Origin of the sequence: Allocoleopsis franciscana PCC 7113 (assembly GCF_000317515.1) — a bacterium.
GTDB classification, from domain to species: domain Bacteria; phylum Cyanobacteriota; class Cyanobacteriia; order Cyanobacteriales; family Coleofasciculaceae; genus Allocoleopsis; species Allocoleopsis franciscana.
The window spans coordinates 3,367,950-3,385,019 of sequence record NC_019738.1 but is presented as its reverse complement, the minus strand read 5'-3'; the positions used below and the strand labels follow the sequence as shown (position 1 = coordinate 3,385,019).

General features: G+C 47.3%; 13 protein-coding genes. 5 read left to right on the top strand and 8 right to left on the bottom strand.

Features of this window, described 5'->3' with window-relative positions; translation table 11 throughout:
- Positions 1-68: 68 nt before the first annotated feature.
- The 4 genes from MIC7113_RS14105 to MIC7113_RS14090 all read right to left on the bottom strand — a co-directional run bounded on the left by MIC7113_RS14105 (position 69) and on the right by MIC7113_RS14090 (position 5,417).
- Complete coding sequence (locus MIC7113_RS14105) at positions 69-653, bottom strand: DUF6174 domain-containing protein (RefSeq protein ID WP_015182848.1); 585 nt, start codon at positions 651-653, stop codon at positions 69-71.
- Between the two features lie 245 nt (positions 654-898).
- Complete coding sequence (gene trpE, locus MIC7113_RS14100) at positions 899-2,425, bottom strand: anthranilate synthase component I (RefSeq protein ID WP_015182847.1); 1,527 nt, start codon at positions 2,423-2,425, stop codon at positions 899-901.
- 280 nt (positions 2,426-2,705) lie between these two features.
- Positions 2,706-3,131 (bottom strand): photosystem I reaction center subunit II PsaD, encoded by a 426-nt coding sequence (gene psaD / locus MIC7113_RS14095; protein WP_015182846.1) that lies wholly within the window; start codon positions 3,129-3,131, stop codon positions 2,706-2,708.
- Between the two features lie 210 nt (positions 3,132-3,341).
- A complete protein-coding gene (locus tag MIC7113_RS14090) occupies positions 3,342-5,417 on the bottom strand; it encodes a DICT sensory domain-containing protein (RefSeq protein ID WP_015182845.1) in 2,076 nt (691 codons plus the stop codon).
- An 857-nt stretch (positions 5,418-6,274) separates the two neighbouring features.
- On the opposite strand from MIC7113_RS14090, the gene MIC7113_RS14085 reads away from it, so the two are divergent.
- Entirely contained in the window at positions 6,275-7,132 is an 858-nt protein-coding gene (locus MIC7113_RS14085; RefSeq protein ID WP_216596382.1) for an alpha/beta hydrolase, read from the top strand.
- Here the strand turns inward: MIC7113_RS14085 and MIC7113_RS14080 are convergent.
- Positions 7,129-8,034, bottom strand: a complete 906-nt coding sequence (locus MIC7113_RS14080) for a YihY/virulence factor BrkB family protein (RefSeq protein WP_015182843.1) — start codon at positions 8,032-8,034, stop codon at positions 7,129-7,131. The genes MIC7113_RS14085 and MIC7113_RS14080 overlap by 4 nt on opposite strands.
- A 122-nt stretch (positions 8,035-8,156) precedes the next feature.
- Between MIC7113_RS14080 and MIC7113_RS14075 the strand changes: the two genes are divergently transcribed.
- Both MIC7113_RS14075 and MIC7113_RS14070 read left to right on the top strand, forming a co-directional pair.
- Entirely contained in the window at positions 8,157-8,924 is a 768-nt protein-coding gene (locus MIC7113_RS14075; RefSeq protein WP_041780823.1) for an HpcH/HpaI aldolase family protein, read from the top strand.
- 204 nt (positions 8,925-9,128) lie between these two features.
- Positions 9,129-9,797 (top strand): 2OG-Fe dioxygenase family protein, encoded by a 669-nt coding sequence (locus tag MIC7113_RS14070; protein WP_041780822.1) that lies wholly within the window; start codon positions 9,129-9,131, stop codon positions 9,795-9,797.
- Between the two features lie 164 nt (positions 9,798-9,961).
- Here MIC7113_RS14070 and mazG read toward each other — a convergent pair whose 3' ends face one another.
- Positions 9,962-10,774: a nucleoside triphosphate pyrophosphohydrolase gene (gene mazG, locus MIC7113_RS14065; RefSeq protein WP_041780821.1), complete on the bottom strand. Its 813-nt coding sequence runs from the start codon at positions 10,772-10,774 to the stop codon at positions 9,962-9,964.
- A gap of 295 nt (positions 10,775-11,069) precedes the next feature.
- Between mazG and MIC7113_RS34740 the strand changes: the two genes are divergently transcribed.
- Together MIC7113_RS34740 and MIC7113_RS14060 are read left to right on the top strand one after the other, a co-directional pair.
- Positions 11,070-11,360, top strand: coding sequence for a hypothetical protein (locus tag MIC7113_RS34740; protein ID WP_216596447.1), 291 nt, complete (start codon positions 11,070-11,072; stop codon positions 11,358-11,360).
- Between the two features lie 226 nt (positions 11,361-11,586).
- A complete protein-coding gene (locus MIC7113_RS14060; protein WP_015182838.1) occupies positions 11,587-12,945 on the top strand; it encodes a cytochrome P450 in 1,359 nt (452 codons plus the stop codon).
- A 103-nt stretch (positions 12,946-13,048) separates the two neighbouring features.
- Here the strand turns inward: MIC7113_RS14060 and MIC7113_RS14055 are convergent, their stop codons facing one another.
- Both MIC7113_RS14055 and MIC7113_RS14050 read right to left on the bottom strand, forming a co-directional pair.
- The gene (locus MIC7113_RS14055) at positions 13,049-13,594 is read right to left on the bottom strand and encodes an EF-hand domain-containing protein (protein ID WP_015182837.1); all 546 of its coding nucleotides are present in this window, start codon (positions 13,592-13,594) and stop codon (positions 13,049-13,051) included.
- A gap of 77 nt (positions 13,595-13,671) precedes the next feature.
- On the bottom strand, positions 13,672-16,635 hold the full coding sequence (locus tag MIC7113_RS14050; RefSeq protein WP_015182836.1) for a cation-translocating P-type ATPase: 2,964 nt from the start codon (positions 16,633-16,635) through the stop codon (positions 13,672-13,674).
- Positions 16,636-17,070: the final 435 nt, after the last annotated feature.

Here is a 17,070-nt window from a genome sequence, read left to right as displayed (position 1 = left end):
CTTCAAATAAGGATTCAGAATAAGGAAGCGTAATGCTCTCCCATAATCTAAGCGATCAAGTCTGGACTTCAGGGGTTTTTGGGCGTGGCTGGGGACGGTGTGAGGGAAACGACTTTAAATTTACGTCCGACGAAGCCAATCAATGTACACGACCCACCCCTAAGCTTAGTTATAGCTTCCCGCCTTCGTTGAGGATGCATCCATTGCTCTACAAAATTCAATTGCTTTAACTTAAGTTCTATTTGGCGTGGATATCCTAGTTGTGGATCGTAGCTAACATCGGCGCTAATCACACCATCACATGAGCAGCCATTGGGGCCGCATTCCGTTTTCGAGCTATACTTTTCGAGTTCATTAAACAAGTCTGTAATAGTCTGTGTCGGCTGTTCCACAAATGACCCTGGTTTTTTGCAATCCTGAACAACGTTAATTACCTTTTCGTTTTTAATTTCAACCTCTTGCCGACAGATTTGAGAAAGCCCGTTATCAGTCTCGACAACCATGCGATAACGCTGAAAGTCACGATTTTCCCAACGGCTTTGTTCTCTGGCTAGTTCTTGTTGTGCTAATAACTGTGGGGCAACACCAACAGCAACGATGCCGCTTATCAATAAAGCAGTACCAATCATGACGCTACGCCACAGGGGTTTCATGGGCAGAACTCTTCCTTTACTTCACGCTGTCTCGGTTATATCAGCGAAAGAGTAGGCGTTCAGGCCATGTATCGAAAACGGCAACGATGAGTTTGGCTGGAATATTGTTATGGCATCAAGCAGGGGGTTGGTTAGTGTTGTTTATGCCACCAATGAAAGCTAATCTGCACTCAGCAAATACAGCGATTTTGAATTAGATAAACTAAGAATAGAGGCACGACATATCGTTCCTCTATGACTCACCCCTACGTCCCTAGACAGCGAATAGCCTCTAATAGTCCCCTAGCTTTATTGAGCGTTTCTTCGTATTCTTTCTCTGGCTCAGAATCTGCAACCAAACCGGCACCGGCTTGAACAGATACGATATGCTGACCCGACTCGGTAGGGCGAACCACCATCGTGCGAATGGTGATCGCACTATTGAGTTGTCCCTCAAAATCATAATAGCCATAGGCACCCGAATAAGGGCCACGCCGTTCGGGTTCGAGTTCGTGAATAATTTCCATCGCCCGAATCTTGGGTGCTCCACTTACCGTCCCCGCCGGGAAACAGGCTTTGAGCAAATCCCAAGCGGTTTTATCCTCATCGAGTTCGCCCACCACATTGCTGACAATGTGCATAACGTGGGAGTAGCGCTCGATCAGCATTAATTCATCCACCTTTACCGTACCCTTTTTGCAGGCGCGACCCAAATCATTACGCCCCAGGTCAACCAGCATGACATGTTCGGCAATTTCTTTGGGGTCTTGCAGCAACTCTTGTGCTAGGGCTTCATCTTCTTGATGGGTTTTACCCCGGGGTCGAGTTCCGGCAATGGGACGTAAGGTTGTAGTAATTCCCCCTTGGGGTGACTTGGTGGCTTTAACCATCACTTCTGGGCTAGAGCCAATAATTTGCCAATCCCTAAAGTTGAAATAGGCCATGTAAGGCGAAGGATTAATCAGGCGCAGAGAGCGATACAGAGCAAAGGGTTCTCCGCTATACTCTGCCGAGAGACGCTGGGAGATAACCACCTGAAAGATATCCCCTGCTTTGATGTATTCTTTGGCTTTTTTGACATTCGCGCAGAACTCGGAGGGTTCTGTGTTGCTGATATAGGATAGTTTTTGGGTCGCACTCTCAGGCGGTGTCCATTCTAAGATGGTGTCTGCTGCATTTAGGGGCAACTGAAGTTTGCTTACCAAGGCACACACGCGATCGCACGCTTTTTGATACGCCTGTTCTAAATCAACCTCCGCATCCCGCAAATCTGCATAGGCGATCGCCCAAATCTTGCGCTTGACTTGATCAAAAATAATCAGGTTATCCACCTGCATCCACAGTCCATCGGGCAAGTCCCCTTCCTGAACTGGATAAACAGGGACACGCGGTTCACAAGCACGAATCAGTTCGTAACCCCAAAACCCGAACAAACCGCCAATCCCCGGTGGGAGTTGAGGTAACTTGACAGGATGATAAGGTTTTAGGCAATTGGCTAACGCCAGAAAGGGGTCGCCCTCAAACACCTGTACGGAAGCATCTCGGTGCGTTTGGGTCGTGTGTTCTCCTCTGGCTTCCAGCACCCATAATGGGTCACAGCCTAAGAAACTGTAGCGTCCGATATTCTCCCCGCCCTCTACCGATTCCAACAGGAAGCTGTAAGGCTGACCTGCACAAACCTTATACCAAGCCGACACTGGCGTTTCTAAGTCCGCTACCCACTCCTGGTAAACCGGCACAAAATTACCCTGGCTTGCCAGTGCACGAAACTGCGAGAAATCCGGGAAAATCATGCTTTTTAAGAGTTGAAGGTGAGCCAAGTCAACAGGTTGAAGGTTTTTAGGTGTTGAAGGATGAAAAGTTGCCAGGTTGAATCTTGACGGTTGAACGGTTAAATGTTAAAGATTATAAGCCGTCACCTATAATCGGCTAACCTTCTAACCGATAAACTACAACCTTCTAAGCTTCAACCTGCAACCTTCTCACCTGTAACCTGCAACCTTCTAACGACGCTACGCGCTACAAGACCAAAGCTACGCAAACGGCAATGGCTACGCCAAACAACCGATTCATCTACACCTCAAAGGGCTTTTTGCTACTGAACTTGAGGGTAGCGGGTTCTGGGTTGCGGCCAATATTGCGGTCTACTTTACCAACATAAGGACGGCCTTTGTTCACTTTTTCAGGGAATACGCCATCAGCCGGATGGAGATACTGGATTTCACCATTCGGGAAAATCCGGTAAATCTTATAGTTGTTGATTTTGAATTTTGCCCGCAGTTGCTGACCGCCTAAAGCAATGCAGTACTCCTTGCGAGAAAGGTACAGCAGGTTGTCGCCTTCGTTCATGACGGCTGCGCCACCTGTCGGCATTTCAAAGACTTGCTGTTTGGGGCTAGTCCAGGTAATGGCATATTTTTCTTCTACTTGAGCCTTGGTCAGCAAGCCGCCAGTGCTGCCGCCAAATATGGGAGCTTGTCCAGTAAGTTCTTCTGCCATAGTTATTTTCTCAACGTTACATAGAGCATCTAGGGAATGCTATCACCGAGGTTGTGCACGGCTAGCGACTCTGTCAAGAACTGTAACAGTTCGCTCAGTTATTTTAGTGAGGGGTCATTGGCTCAGAGCGTTGAAAACAGAAGGTTTCAGGTTGCAGAATAGAGCGCATCAACCCGTTTTTCTGACTAACCCATTACCCATTACCCATTACTAATTCTTCGACCATAGTCCTCTTTCTGTTTTTGACTGAGGTTCTGCGGGACGACTGCTAATCGGCACGGTGAAGTGAAACTGACTTCCCTGATCTTTGCCTCCTGAGTCTGCCCAAATTTTACCGCCCCACCCCTTGACAATTTGACGACAAATTGCTAAACCTAACCCTGTGCCGCCAGCCGTGCGTCGTAGGGCACCTTCTTCCTGATAGAAGCGATCAAATACATCTTCTAAACGGTTGGGTTCAATTCCTCGCCCCGTATCGGCTACAGTGACTTCTAGCATGGAACCCCCGTTAGTCTGGGTGCCAATGATCACTTCCCCTTGCGGATTGGTAAATTTGCAGGCATTGTCTAGAAGTTTGGCTAAAGCTTCGACCAGCCACTCGCCATCAGCACGAACCAGAGGCAGGTCTTCTGGCACTTGGACGGTGATTTGGGGGAGTTCACTCACCGACCGACGAGCACGGATATTACTCAGAGCTAGTTCAACGCATTCTTGCAACGAGAGAGGTTCTGGGTGCCATTGCACGCGACCACTTTCTAAACGCGACAGGGTGAGGAAATCTTGAATCAGTTTCCGCATCCGTTCAGCATCGGTTAAAGCGGTATTGAGCATAATCTGACGCAACTCCGGTGGCATATCCGGTTCGCTAGCAAGACTTTCTAGGCAGACCTGGATGGTAGAAAGAGGGGTGCGTAGTTCGTGACCGGTGATTGCCACTAAGTTGCTGCGAGTCCGGTCAAGCGCTTCGAGTTGTTGATTCAAATCTTCTAAGTTGGCGTAGGCTTGGGCTTGAATTAAAGCAACACCCACTTGAGTGGCAATCGCTTCCACCAATGCCAATTCATCCTCTTGCCATTGATAAGGCTGTTCTCCACAATGATGTAACTCCACCATGCCCAACAACTGACCCTGATACAGCATTGGCACCATCAGCAGAGAGCGAATCGAAAACTGCTGCATCACATCTTTTAAAGAGATACTGGGCAAAGGGCGCTTATTTCCTTTAGACTTCGCCGTTCTTCGTTCAGGCAGCGTTGACCGTGAGGCTTTAGCCTGATTTAAGCGAGGATCGTCTTGAGTATTTTCAACATAAACCGGTTCTTGATGCTGTACCACCTCCTGAAATAGGCCATTGTCTTGTAATGGCCAAGTTTGCCCTCGTGTGGGGGCAAGCTGTACCTCACCCTCTCTCAGCTTTAAGAACTCATGGCTAATGGTGGTAGTCGCATCCGTTGCCTTGCAACAATAAATCACACACCGACAAGACCCCAACGCTTGTCCCAACTCCTGCACCGCGACTTCCAGAATTTCCGTGGGATTTAGACTGCGCCGAATGGCTGCCGTAATTGAATTGACCAGCCGTTCTTTCTGTTCTTGAGCCGAGATGGAACGATAGGCTTTGAGTAATTTGTATTGACCCGCCTGCAAGTAAGTGACCAAGCGATGGACAAAGGGGTCGGGATTGAGAGATTCTGAGAAAGATTGTGCTGCCGAGTCACGCCGGGAAAAATCCCCTAAATACCTGGATTTTGCCTCTAATAGTTTTGCCGCCAGTTCAGGTCGGTACACTTCAATACGATTCAAGAGTAACTCTGCCGCTTTCTGGCTGACCGTTCGGTCAAATGTCCAGATTCCCTCAAAGCGCCGGGAGGTGTCCATCTCCGAATTCGGACTCTCCACGACCTGTGCGAGTCGTTCTCGACAAATCAGGCAATTGGCATAATTCTGCCCAATCACCACTAAATGCCATTCTTGACTCAGGCCATCTTCTGGGTCGAAGGCTACAGTTTCGTAGACATCCGAGCTATTTTTAAAGTCCGTATCCGGTGCCGCTAGTACGTACAATTGAGATGTCCGTTCGGCAATTCGTCGATATCGGTGTGCTTCCTGACGGTAAAATCGCTCTCGTTGAAAGTTAGCAATCACTAAAGGCTGATCGGAGCCAGCCAAAACTTGATCTTCCATCGCATGGGAGAGGGCGGTCAGAGAAGTCTTGAAATATACTTGTTGCCGCAGTTGGGGCATGGCTTGTAGTAAGCTAGCCAGTACGGAAGTCGTAATATTCATTAATAGGTTTTTGGGCTGTATCCAGGCATTATCGAGTTTGTACGGCACCGATGATTGGGGTCGCCGGATTTGCTCTAATGACCGGCTCACCTATCGTTAATCGGATTCTCTTGAGAGTGGTTCAGGAGCGCTTACGCACCTTTTATCGATGTAAACAAACATGATTAGAATTTCTCCCCCTCCCCTTCACTAAAGCTCGGTTCCTCACTATCTCACCCCTGCTTTTTGAAAGAGTAAGAAAAGTGTTTGCGCCGCCTCGTGCATTTATTGAGCATAGCTATCCCCTAGGGCATTGCCCCTGGTCAGGCAGAGTCTCGTATCTGCTCTATCAACTTATCGTACAAAACAAAGGTGTAGTACAAGGCTAAGTTGCAGGGATAATTTGCAAAAAATGACATTGGCTATGGCGTCAAGTGCCGATTTGTAGACTCTTTAAGGTGTTTGGCCTGCACTCAAGAAGATGCAGGGAAATCTTTGATCCCTTGTTCAATTGGTCACAAATCCCTGGATTTATCAGTCAGCACAAGCCAATGCGCCCAATTTAAATCTGCATCATGCCTTCAGAGAGTGGAGGTAACAAATCTCTATATTTAGAGCTTAGACGGCTCTGACCAGTGAGGGGGAGAGGGTGGGGAAATCAGCTTTCAGGGTTTTGGGGTGTGTTCAGGTTCATCGAGTCTGTTGGAAAAGTCATGCGATCGCCCAACACAATTTACACAGAGACAGTCAGCTTATCACGTAAAAGATTATAAATTATACCACAAAAGATAGTTTTATTCGCCATCCCAAATAAGCCAATAGTTAAAGAGCCATTCAACACTAATCCCTATATGTTTGACTACTCCAGCACAACAGCCATGATAATTGAACAAGCTAAAACTCGTGAAGATGCTTTGCCGTTGCGGAACGAAAAATGCCGCTCAAAATTCTTTTTGCAATCCCATATTGCCCCAAAAGTTTTCCTTTTTTTTCACGGTTTTACCGCTGGCCCCTACCAGTTTGAACCACTAGGAGAAGCCTTATTTCAAGCCGGCTACAATGTCATCGCTCCCTTACAACCCGGTCATGGAATCGCAGGAGATTGGAACGGGGATAATCCCCCACCATTAGCAGAAGATGCCCAAGTGTATAAACAGTTTGTATTAGAGTGGTTAAATCAAACTCAATCTCTAGGGAAACAATTGATAGTTGGAGGCTATTCCACAGGGGGTACCTTAGCGGCTTGGTTAGCTCAAGAATATCCACAGCATATTGAAAAAACCCTGCTCTTTGCTCCCTACTTGAGCGGTATGAACAAACTCGTAGATTGGCTGGTAGAAACTCTCCCGTTTTACTATGAGTGGCTGAATAAAGACAACCCAGGAAACTTCGGTTATGAGGGCTTCCGTATCCCTGCCGCCAGGATTTTTCTAGATATGGGACAAGAGATTCTTGATCGCGCTAAAACTACTCCTGCCACACCGATGTTAATTGTTTCCAGTGCCAGCGATCAAGCCACTAACCTGCACGAACACCGGGAATTATTTGAATCTGTACTGGCTTATCAACCGAAATCCTGGTATTACTGCTTTGATAAACAGCTAGATATCCCCCACACCATGATGACCGAACTCGAAGGAAATAAATACCTTGATCAACTCCTCACCCTGGCTAAAACTTATATAGAAAGCGAGTTAACCTGGACGGAAGTACAGGAAACCGGATTATTAAACTAATCTACTTTCTCACAAGCCGTCTTAGGGACATGCATGGCATACTCAGCCGGAGCAATTTCTTTACCACCACTTCTGACATAAACCTGAGTAAATTCGGCACCCAAAAACAGAATTTGAGCGGAATAAAAAACCCAGGTCAGGATAATCACTAAGGAGCCAGCCGCACCATAAGCGGAAGCTAAACTTGTTTTACCCAAATAGAACCCCAGTAGAAACTTACCAATATCAAATAACAAGGCGGTGAGAGCAGCCCCCATCCAAACATCCTTCCAGGCAATTTTGGCATCGGGCAAAATTTTAAAAATCAGCGCAAACAGCAGCGTAACAATGCCAAATGAAACGAGAAAATTGAGCAATTGCCATAAGTAGGTAAAACCTGGGACTAAGTCCCTCAAATAATTACCTAAAATTACCAAAATTGTACTAATAACTAACGACACAAGCAGTAAAAACCCAATCACCAGCACAATAGAGAACGATAACAAGCGTTTGCGAAGGAAGTCGATGATGCCGTTCCCTGGTTTCGGTTCCACGTTCCAAATTCGATTGAGTGACTGTTGGAGTTGACCAAAAATCACACTTGCGCCGGAAAGCAGGAGGACAATATTGATCAGGGTGGGGATAGGGCCTTGACTGGGATCAAGCTGACTGGCATTTTCAATCGCCGTCTGGATGAGTTGAGCACCTTCTTTACCGATCAGTCCTTGCATTTGCATCACAAGTTCACCTTTTGCCGCCTGTTCCCCAAATACCGCCCCTGCGATCGCAATCACAATGATCAACAGGGGTGCTAGAGAAAACACCGTGTAATAGGCTAAGGCAGCTGCCATCAGGGAGGCTTGGTCTTGTCTCCACTGAGAAAATGTTATTTTCAACAGCAGCCAAATTCTTCTGATATTCATCGATACAGGCTCCTAAGGTCACCGTTGACCACCCTAACGTCATTGTTTCGCAATCAGACGTTCTCAGACCAGCCCCACGAGAGATACTTTGAATTGCACCCCTTCAAGCAACGACATCAATGATTCGCGAAAACCAACTTAAGCGCAAACTCCAGCGTGGCGGAGTTGTACTCGGTCTGTTTGTTAACTGTTCTTATCCGGGATTTGTGGAAATCTGCGGACATGCCGGATTTGACTTTGTGATTATCGATCTGGAACATGGCCCGCTTCACCCCTTGGTGGCGGAAGACCTCTGCCGTGCTGCCGATAGTGTGGGCATTTCCCCCCTCGTGCGTGTTGGGAAAAATGACTCTTGGCAAATTCAACGTGCTTTAGATATCGGGAGTGCAGGCGTGCAAGTGCCACAAATTGAAACCCAGACCGATGCCCAATCTTGCGTCAAGAGTGCCAAGTTTAATCCCCTTGGTGCGCGAGGTCTTTCCTTTTACACTCGCGCTGGCGTTTACACGGCAGCAGGGGCGCAAATTACAGACAAACTTAACGAAGAATCCCTGGTTGTGATTCACGTTGAAGGGATACGGGGGGTAGAAAACCTGGCAGAGATTGTCAGTGTGCCTCACATTGATGTGATTTTTCTCGGTCCCTACGATTTGTCCCAATCTCTAGGTATTCCCGGTCAGGTGCGTGACTCTCGTGTGGTTGACCTGATGCATCAATGTATTGACACCATTCGCAGCGCGGGAAAAGTCGTTGGCACCTTTGCCGACAATCCAGAAACGGCTAAACAGTGGATTGACGCCGGGATTCAGTATATCGCCCTGGGTGTAGATGTGGGAATTTTCCTGCGGGCATGTCAGGGATTGGTGAGGGCGGTGCGACCTGAAAGCTAGCCCCAGATTGAGGCAGGAGAAGTTTATCTTAGCTAAAAACTTAGCCCACTTCTAGTTAGTACTCTAAAAATTGCTATATTATCATGAATCGGTGAATTCTGTAGTGTAATTAGCAACACTCTCAAAAATTTACTCTATACTGAGGATATAGACCTCTTTGTGGAGCAAATCGCAATGGGATCAGGGGAAACAGGTGAAAATACCATGCAAAAAGTATGGGGATCGACGGAACTGGAATATGCGTTTATGTTTACCTTCAAAAAGGTAAACGCGCTCAAACTAGAAGACATCAAGCCCTTTTTTAGAACTCTTCCAGTTGACCCCTACATCAAAGGTAACTATCGATTTAGGCGTTTATCACGCTTTACCATCTCTAACGATGAGTTAATTAAGCTACCTCATGGCTATCTGTATCAAAGCAAAAGCTATAACCCATTAGTAGGGGATATCAAGCGAGAGTTTGCTGAACTCGATGAGGAACTGATCAAGCTAGATAGTTTTAGAAAAATGGTCTTAGCTTTCAGTGATTCTTGCAAACTGCACCCAGAAGCCGAAATTGGAATTCATCAGATCAGAACAACTTGTTCACCGAATAATTATGGCAACCCAGCACCAGAAGGAATTCATCGGGATGGGACGGATTTTATCGGTATATTCGCCGTAGATAGAGACAATATTCAAGGTGGAGAAACCCATCTCTATCTAGAAAGAAAAGAAAAGCCTGTCTTTAGGAAAATGCTGAATCCAGGGGAATTGCTCTTAGTCAATGACCATGAATTTCTACATTTTACGACTCCCGTTAAGCCCGAATTAGAGCAGCAAGGGACAAGGGATGTTTTTGTGCTGACTTCTCCCAGCTTAATTTCTGATTAAATGGGAATATGCTCAAGGCAGAGTTAATCAGAAATAGGCTTTATTAAATTTTGATAGGTGATTTGTTAAATAGGTAAGGGAAATTAAAGAGAAGGCTCCCGTTAGTATCTAAAGAATTTAACGGGAGTTTTTTTTGCCAACTTTATCACTAACTTTGAGTGCAATTAGCGTTCCTTAGCAAGTCTGGCTTTAGCTTGCTGCCACAAAGTTTCCAACTCATCCAAGGTATAATCTGAAAGCGGGCGATCAGCAACAGTCTCCATTTTGGATAATCTTTGAATAAAGCGATCATTTGTTCCATGCAACGCTTCCGAAGGGTCGAGGTCGTACCAGCGTGCAATATTAATCAGGGTAAAGAGTAAATCTCCGAGTTCAGCCTCTTGTTCAGCTTGATCTTTATGCTCAAGTGCCTCTTTGAATTCGGCTAATTCTTCGCTAAACTTCTCCCAGACACCCTCAACATTCTCCCACTCAAAGCCAGCCGCCGCTGCTTTTTGGGATATTTTCATCCCTCCCATTAAGGGAGGTAAAGTTCGGGCATAGCGAGTTAGTTTGCGGCTGAGGAAATGAGCATCGGCTGTAGTTTCTCCTTTTTCCGCTGCTTTGATTTGCTCCCAGTTCTGATGGACTTCTGCGGCATTTTGGACTTGGACATCTGCGAAGACATGGGGATGACGCCGGATCAGCTTTTGGGTAATGCCTTGAGCGACTTCTTTAAGGCTAAATTGATCGGTTTCACTGGCAATCTGGGCTTGGAGAACGACTTGTAATAGTAAGTCTCCTAGTTCTTCTGCGATCGCATCTTTATCCTCACTGCGAATCGCATCAACAACCTCATAGGCTTCCTCAATCACGTAAGGAATCAGCGTTTGGGGTGTTTGCTCCAAATCCCAAGGGCAGCCCCCTTCAGGCGATCGCAATTGGGCAACGACATCGATTAACTGTTGCAGTGCTTGTAACACCGACGCTTCAGTCATGAGCTGAGTTTGCTCGTGGGAACCGGACATAAAGGAAAACCAACAACCATTTAACTATTCTTCACGAGATTTTCTAGCTTGCCAATCATAAGGTATGGATTAGGAGTTTAGCGTTCATACCGAGTTGCGTTCAAACGTAGTATTTTCTCTCTCCCTTGTCCCCCTTGTCTTCCTTGTCTCCCTATCTACTATCTTTGACTGCAACTTGGTATCAATCCCGCAAGGAATGCGGCTCAATCTACAACCGTAGGCGATCGCCATGTATCTTTTAAAGTGGTGACAAATTTTGGACATCGTGAAATTAATTGCCCTACTGTTGTCCCTGACGTTATGGTTGGCAGCGCCACTTCCGGCATTGGCTGCCTTCTGCCGCGATTCTCATAACCACTCCATTTGCATCCTGAGTATTAAGCGCAGTGCTAAGAATTATTGGGAGTACAGGGCATCTGTGAGCATTGACGGGGTTAAGAGGCCGGTAGAACTATACAATTGTCGCGATCGCATTAGGGTTCGTCCCGATGGCACCTTTGTCTGGTTCGATGATCATGGTGCAGGTGAGCTGATTTGTAGTTTCTTTCAAAAGTAGTGCTTAATTGACGATAAGCTTTAAAACAATGGCATAGAATTAGCACAAATTAAAGCTAAGTTGGCGATTAGAATAACGGTAATGAAATCGCTAAGGTGAGGGTGCCTGTGGATGACAATTTTTTGATGTTTTCCGAGCATTGGCAAGATTGGGTAACGGTGTTTGGTTATCTAGCCTTTGCTGTTTTCATAGCATGGCGTGTCTTGACTCCAAGGTAAATAGGGTAATGATCCAATCACAAGCCAAACTCCCGGATGGATTTCAATCTCCCCGATGGTTGCAGAAGATACAGTGGATTAATAATTCCCTGGCTTACATGGATGTAGCTGGGCAAAAGTATGGTGACATCTTTAACGCACCCGTCATCGGTAATTATCGCCAACTGTTGCTCGTGAGTCATCCCCAGGCACTTCAGCAGATTTTTTCTAACCCGCATCATTTTATCGCTCCCTCTAATCCACTTTTACACCCGATTGTGGGAGACTATTCTGTGTTTGTGCTGGAAGGCGATCGCCATCGCAAGGAACGCAAACTCTTAATGCCTCCGTTCCACGGCGAACAAATGCTCTCCAATGGACAACTGATTTGTGAACTCACGGAAAAGGTGATGCAATCGTTGCATCCTGGAGAAGTCTTTGTGGCGCGTGATCTGATGCAGAATGTTTCCTTAGAAGTGATTCTAACGGTTGTTTTTGGTCTTCACAAAGGGGAACGGTTTCGTCAACTGAAAGATTGTATTGTTAGTCTGCTCAGTGAATTCAAATCTCCCCTAACATCAGGTTTACTCTTTTTTCCAGCACTTCAGAAGGATTTAGGCCGTTGGAGTCCTTGGGGTTCTTTCCTTCGTAAGCAGCAGCAAATTAATCAGCTTCTGGTTGCAGAAATCCGCGATCGCCGCCAACAGTATGATTCTTCTCGTTCAGACATCCTCTCCCTACTGCTAGAAGCGAGAGATGAAGATGGTGCACCCATGACAGATGAACAATTGCGGGATGAGTTGATGACGCTGTTGTTAGCGGGACACGAAACTACAGCCACAGCGATCGCATGGGCGTTATATTGGGTACACCGATTTCCTAACGTTCACAGCCAATTGCTTCAAGAATTGGATTCTTTAGGGAATACACCAACACCCATAGAGATTTCCCGTCTGCCTTATCTCACAGCCGTTTGCAATGAATCGTTGCGAATTTATCCGGTTGCGATTCTCACCACACCGAGAGCGGTAAAAGAGCCTGTAGAACTCATGGGTTATCAACTAGAACCCGGTACCAAAGTCTATGGTTGCATTTACCTCACCCATCATCGCCCGGATTTATACCCTGAACCAAAACAATTTAAGCCAGAGCGATTTTTACAACGTCAATTCTCTCCCTATGAGTTCTTGCCATTTGGGGGTGGGGTACGTCGCTGTATAGGGGAAGCGTTGGCACTTTTTGAAATGAAGTTAGTGTTAGCGACAATAATTTCGCGATATGAATTGACTTTAGTGCAGCAGGAACCCGAACGTCCCAAGCGGCGGGGAGTAACTTTTTCTCCTCATACAGGAGTAAGGATGATCATGCAAGGGCGGCGTTCAGTTTAGGGAAACTGATGTGTATACAACATCAAACATGGTCTAATTTTACCCCCCATCTCCCCCAGTTCCCCTATCTTCTTACCCTGCCACTTGAATGCCAGTTAGCTGATTAATACGGCCCAAACATCGAATTAGCCGGTGCTTCCGGATCGTTACTATAAAAAAAGTCTCGAATCAATTGTAGGGCTTCCTCTTTACTCACAAAACCGTCCTGATTGGTATCTATTTTGGGAAATACCAACGGCGCATAAACGGGCGATACATTGTACACACTTAACAGTCCCGCCCACTCCTGTTGGCTAATTTTGCCATCCTCATCTCCATCAAACACATCAAAAACTAATTCCATGAAGAATCGAACTTTTTGTTCGTATTTTTTCTCATCACTCAGAATGGCATCATAATAGTTCAACCATTCCTCTAAATTTACTTTTTTATCCTGGCTGGTGTCAGCATCCCCTTTCAAGCTTTTCCAATCATCCATACAGCGATTGAGCATGACTTGATACTTGGGAGAGCGTGAACCCCAGTTTCTTAAATCCGCTAATTTTTTGACAAGATTTTCAAAGTCTTGACAGACTAAAGCCCCATCACAATTGGCATCATACATACTAAAAAATTTAATCAGTTTTCGCTTTTGGAGTTCAGTCAACATGGGTTTCCTACTATAGTTAGAATGAATGGCGATTAAGCCGACACGTCTGGTATCCAGTGTAGATAAGGCGATACTGTTCAGATCATCCGTTTAGTCAGCCGTCTCCACTTATCACTCATAACTTTTCGCAGCTCCTCTGCTCCTAACAGTATGGGTGGGCAGGTTAGCAAGATTAACCACTGCCAGGATGCTAACGGAGCCGTTGCAAAAATCTGTCTGAGCGGCGTGAGAAAAACGATCGCCAAAATCAACGCCCATTCTATGGCAATCCCGAACCAAATCAGTGGATTGGAAAAGAACCCCAAGCGTAAGATCGAGGTACGTTCAGATCGGCAAGCAAAGACATTTCCATCTTGGCAAGCCACAATTGTCGCTAAAGTCATCGTCGTCGCTTGAGCATAGATGGCAACGAGCGTGGCATTGGCGGCATGAGACAAGATCCCAGGAGCAATCGCTTGCAATTGAGTCAGTCCATACCCATAGCTCCACCAGACGAGGAAAAAGCCCGTCATCCCTAATACTGCCTCAATTAATCCCAGGAAACAGTAGGCCCGTAAAAGCAAGGAGCGATCGAGTAGAGGTTTAGACTTGGGACGAGGGGGTTGCTGCATCGTACCTGCTTCCGCTCGTTCTGCACCGAGGGCTAATGCTGGTACCATATCCGTGCCTAAGTCAACCGCGAGAATTTGCATAATGATTAGGGCAGGCGGAATTTTGAGCGCCACCATTGCCAGGAACGGGACGACTTCTGCCACATTCGAGGCGAGAATGTAGGTCATAAACTTGCGGATGTTTTGATAGACAGCTCTACCCTGCTCGATCGCGCTGACAATTGTGGCGAAGTTATCATCCGTTAAAACAATGTCAGCCGCTTCGCGGGCAACATCCGTCCCATTCATGCCCATAGCAATGCCAATGTTAGCCGCCCGCAGTGCTGGAGCATCATTCACGCCATCGCCAGTCACGGCTACAATTTCTCCCAAGTCTTTGTAAGCTTGTACTAGTCGTAGCTTGTGTTCCGGGGACATCCGGGCAAACACTAAGCCGGAGCGATATTTTAAAATTTGTCGCAATTGGGCATCGGATAAATGTCCCATCCCTTCCCCAGTCACGACTCGCACTCGATGGGTTGCCAGTCCGATGCGTCGAGCGATTGCTTCTGCGGTTAACCCGTAATCACCCGTCACCATTGTGACTTGAATCCCGGCTTGATGGCATTGTGCGATCGCATCTTCCACTTCCGGACGAGGTGGATCGAACATCGCCACTAAGCCGATGAAAATCAAGTGCTGTTCTAAGTCTTGCGAGCGCAATTCCAGCAATTCTTCACTTCCCTTACGCGCCGCAACACCCAACAAGCGAAATCCCTGTCGAGCTAAATCGTCGTTTGCTGTGATAACTTCATCGCGATTAAGTTGAGTTAAATCCCGAACCGTTCCCCGTTGCAAAAACGACTGGCAGTGACGCAGCACTTCCAACGGCGCTCCTTTCGTAAATGCTAGATAGGGAAATTCATTCGCCCATAACTCGGACGACTGCCAATCCAGCACCACCGTCATCATACGTCGGCGGGAATCAAACGGCACTTCCCGCCGTCGGGGAAACTGGTGTTGCAACTGTTCTAAATTCAATCCCGCTTTCGCGGCAGCTACCAGTAACGCGGCTTCCGTTGGGTCGCCAATCTCTTGCCAGCGACTGGGGCCAGTAAGATGAATCAGGCGGGCATTGGAACATAGGGCTGACCCGGCTAACAGCAAATGTACCTGCCAGGATGCTTCTAAATCATCCGGGATACGAACTTGCCCCGTTGTCGGATCGTAACCCACTCCCGTCACCTCGATGAGCGTGGGTAATATTGGATTGCCGTTCTTGGGTTTCAACGCCGAATTCGACGCTGGAGGCTGTTCTGAGTTCCCATTCCCGGTGCTGACGGGAATCCAGGCATAACGGACGGTCATTTCATTTTTGGTTAGGGTGCCGGTTTTATCCGTGCAGACAACCGTGGTTGCACTCAGCGTTTCAACGGCAGACAGGCGGCGAACTAGGGCATTCTGACGTGCCATGCGCTGCACGCCCAGCGCTAATGCCAGCGTTACCGTGGGCAGCAAGCCTTCTGGAACCAGCGCCACGATGATGCCAATGGCAAAAATAAAGCTCTCCTTAATCTCCATACCGACTAGCAGAGACGTCAGGAGAAATACGATGACGCCCATGCTGATGGCGATCGCTGTAATAATTCGCACGATACGGGCAACCTGGATTTCTAAGGTGCTGGGTTCTCGCTTCACCATCGTTGTCAGGTGGGCAACATGTCCAAACTCCGTCTGGGCACCCGTAGCATAAACTACCGCTACTGCTCGTCCCGCCGCTACATTCGTTCCAGCCAACACCAAATTGGCAATTTCCGCCGGTTGCACCCGCTCTTGCAAGGGATGTTCTCCAGGATGCAGCAGGGTTTTCCCCCCCCGAATCGGTACCGCTTGACGGGGACGCACAGGGTAGGCATTCCTGGCGACAGGTAACGATTCCCCAGTCATAACGGAGGCATCGACATACAGATTATCCGCAGAAACCAATCGAGCATCTGCCGAAATGCGATCGCCTTCTTCCAGTTGCATCACATCGCCCCGCACTAATTCTCGTGCCTGGATTTGTTTTAACTCCCCGTCTCGATACACCCGCACTTGTACCGGAAGCACGTTTTTCAACGCCGCCAGTGCCCGTTCTGCCTGAAATTCCTGCCAAAAGCTGAACAGGGCATTAATCCAAATAACAGCCCAAATTGCCCAACCTAATTCCGGTGTGCGGGAAATAAAGGCGAGAATACCTGCAACCCACAGCAGTAGTGCCATGAAGTGGGTGAGTTGATCGGTAAATCGTAGCCACATGGGGCGATGAGCGGGTTCCGGCAGTTCGTTGGCACCGTAGCGTTCCAATCGTTGCGCGGCCTCGAATTCAGACAAGCCTCCGACAGAGGCTCCTAATGATTCGTAGACGCCTTCAACGGGCAATGTCCAAAGTGGTTGATGGGTGTTTACCATAACTTCAGCACCCTTGCAATGTATTCACACCCCTGATCATGTCAGAGGTTTGGGGGCGTGGCATATCTGCATGGAAAATCTTTACTAGCCATATATTAGACCTCTCCAGAAATTAGATTTCAGCGCAGGTAAAACAAGGGTTTCAGGTTCTTTTTTGGAGATGTCTAATGAGAAGCTGCCAATTTGAGCGGAGGTTCACCATGAGTCATTCCACTACCCTGGCATCAAAACACCAGCAAAGCTGCTCCCACTGATCACCGCTAAACCTCTCAAAACATCAGATTGAGTCGCTCATACCAAGTTCATTGATACGTCGCCGATTCACTTTCTCCACGTCTGGAGTGTCTGTCTCAACTACTAGGTTGGAACGCAACTTCGTATCAGTCCTGTGAGATTATAAATACGGTCAACGGCGATTTATGAAATTTTAAGAAA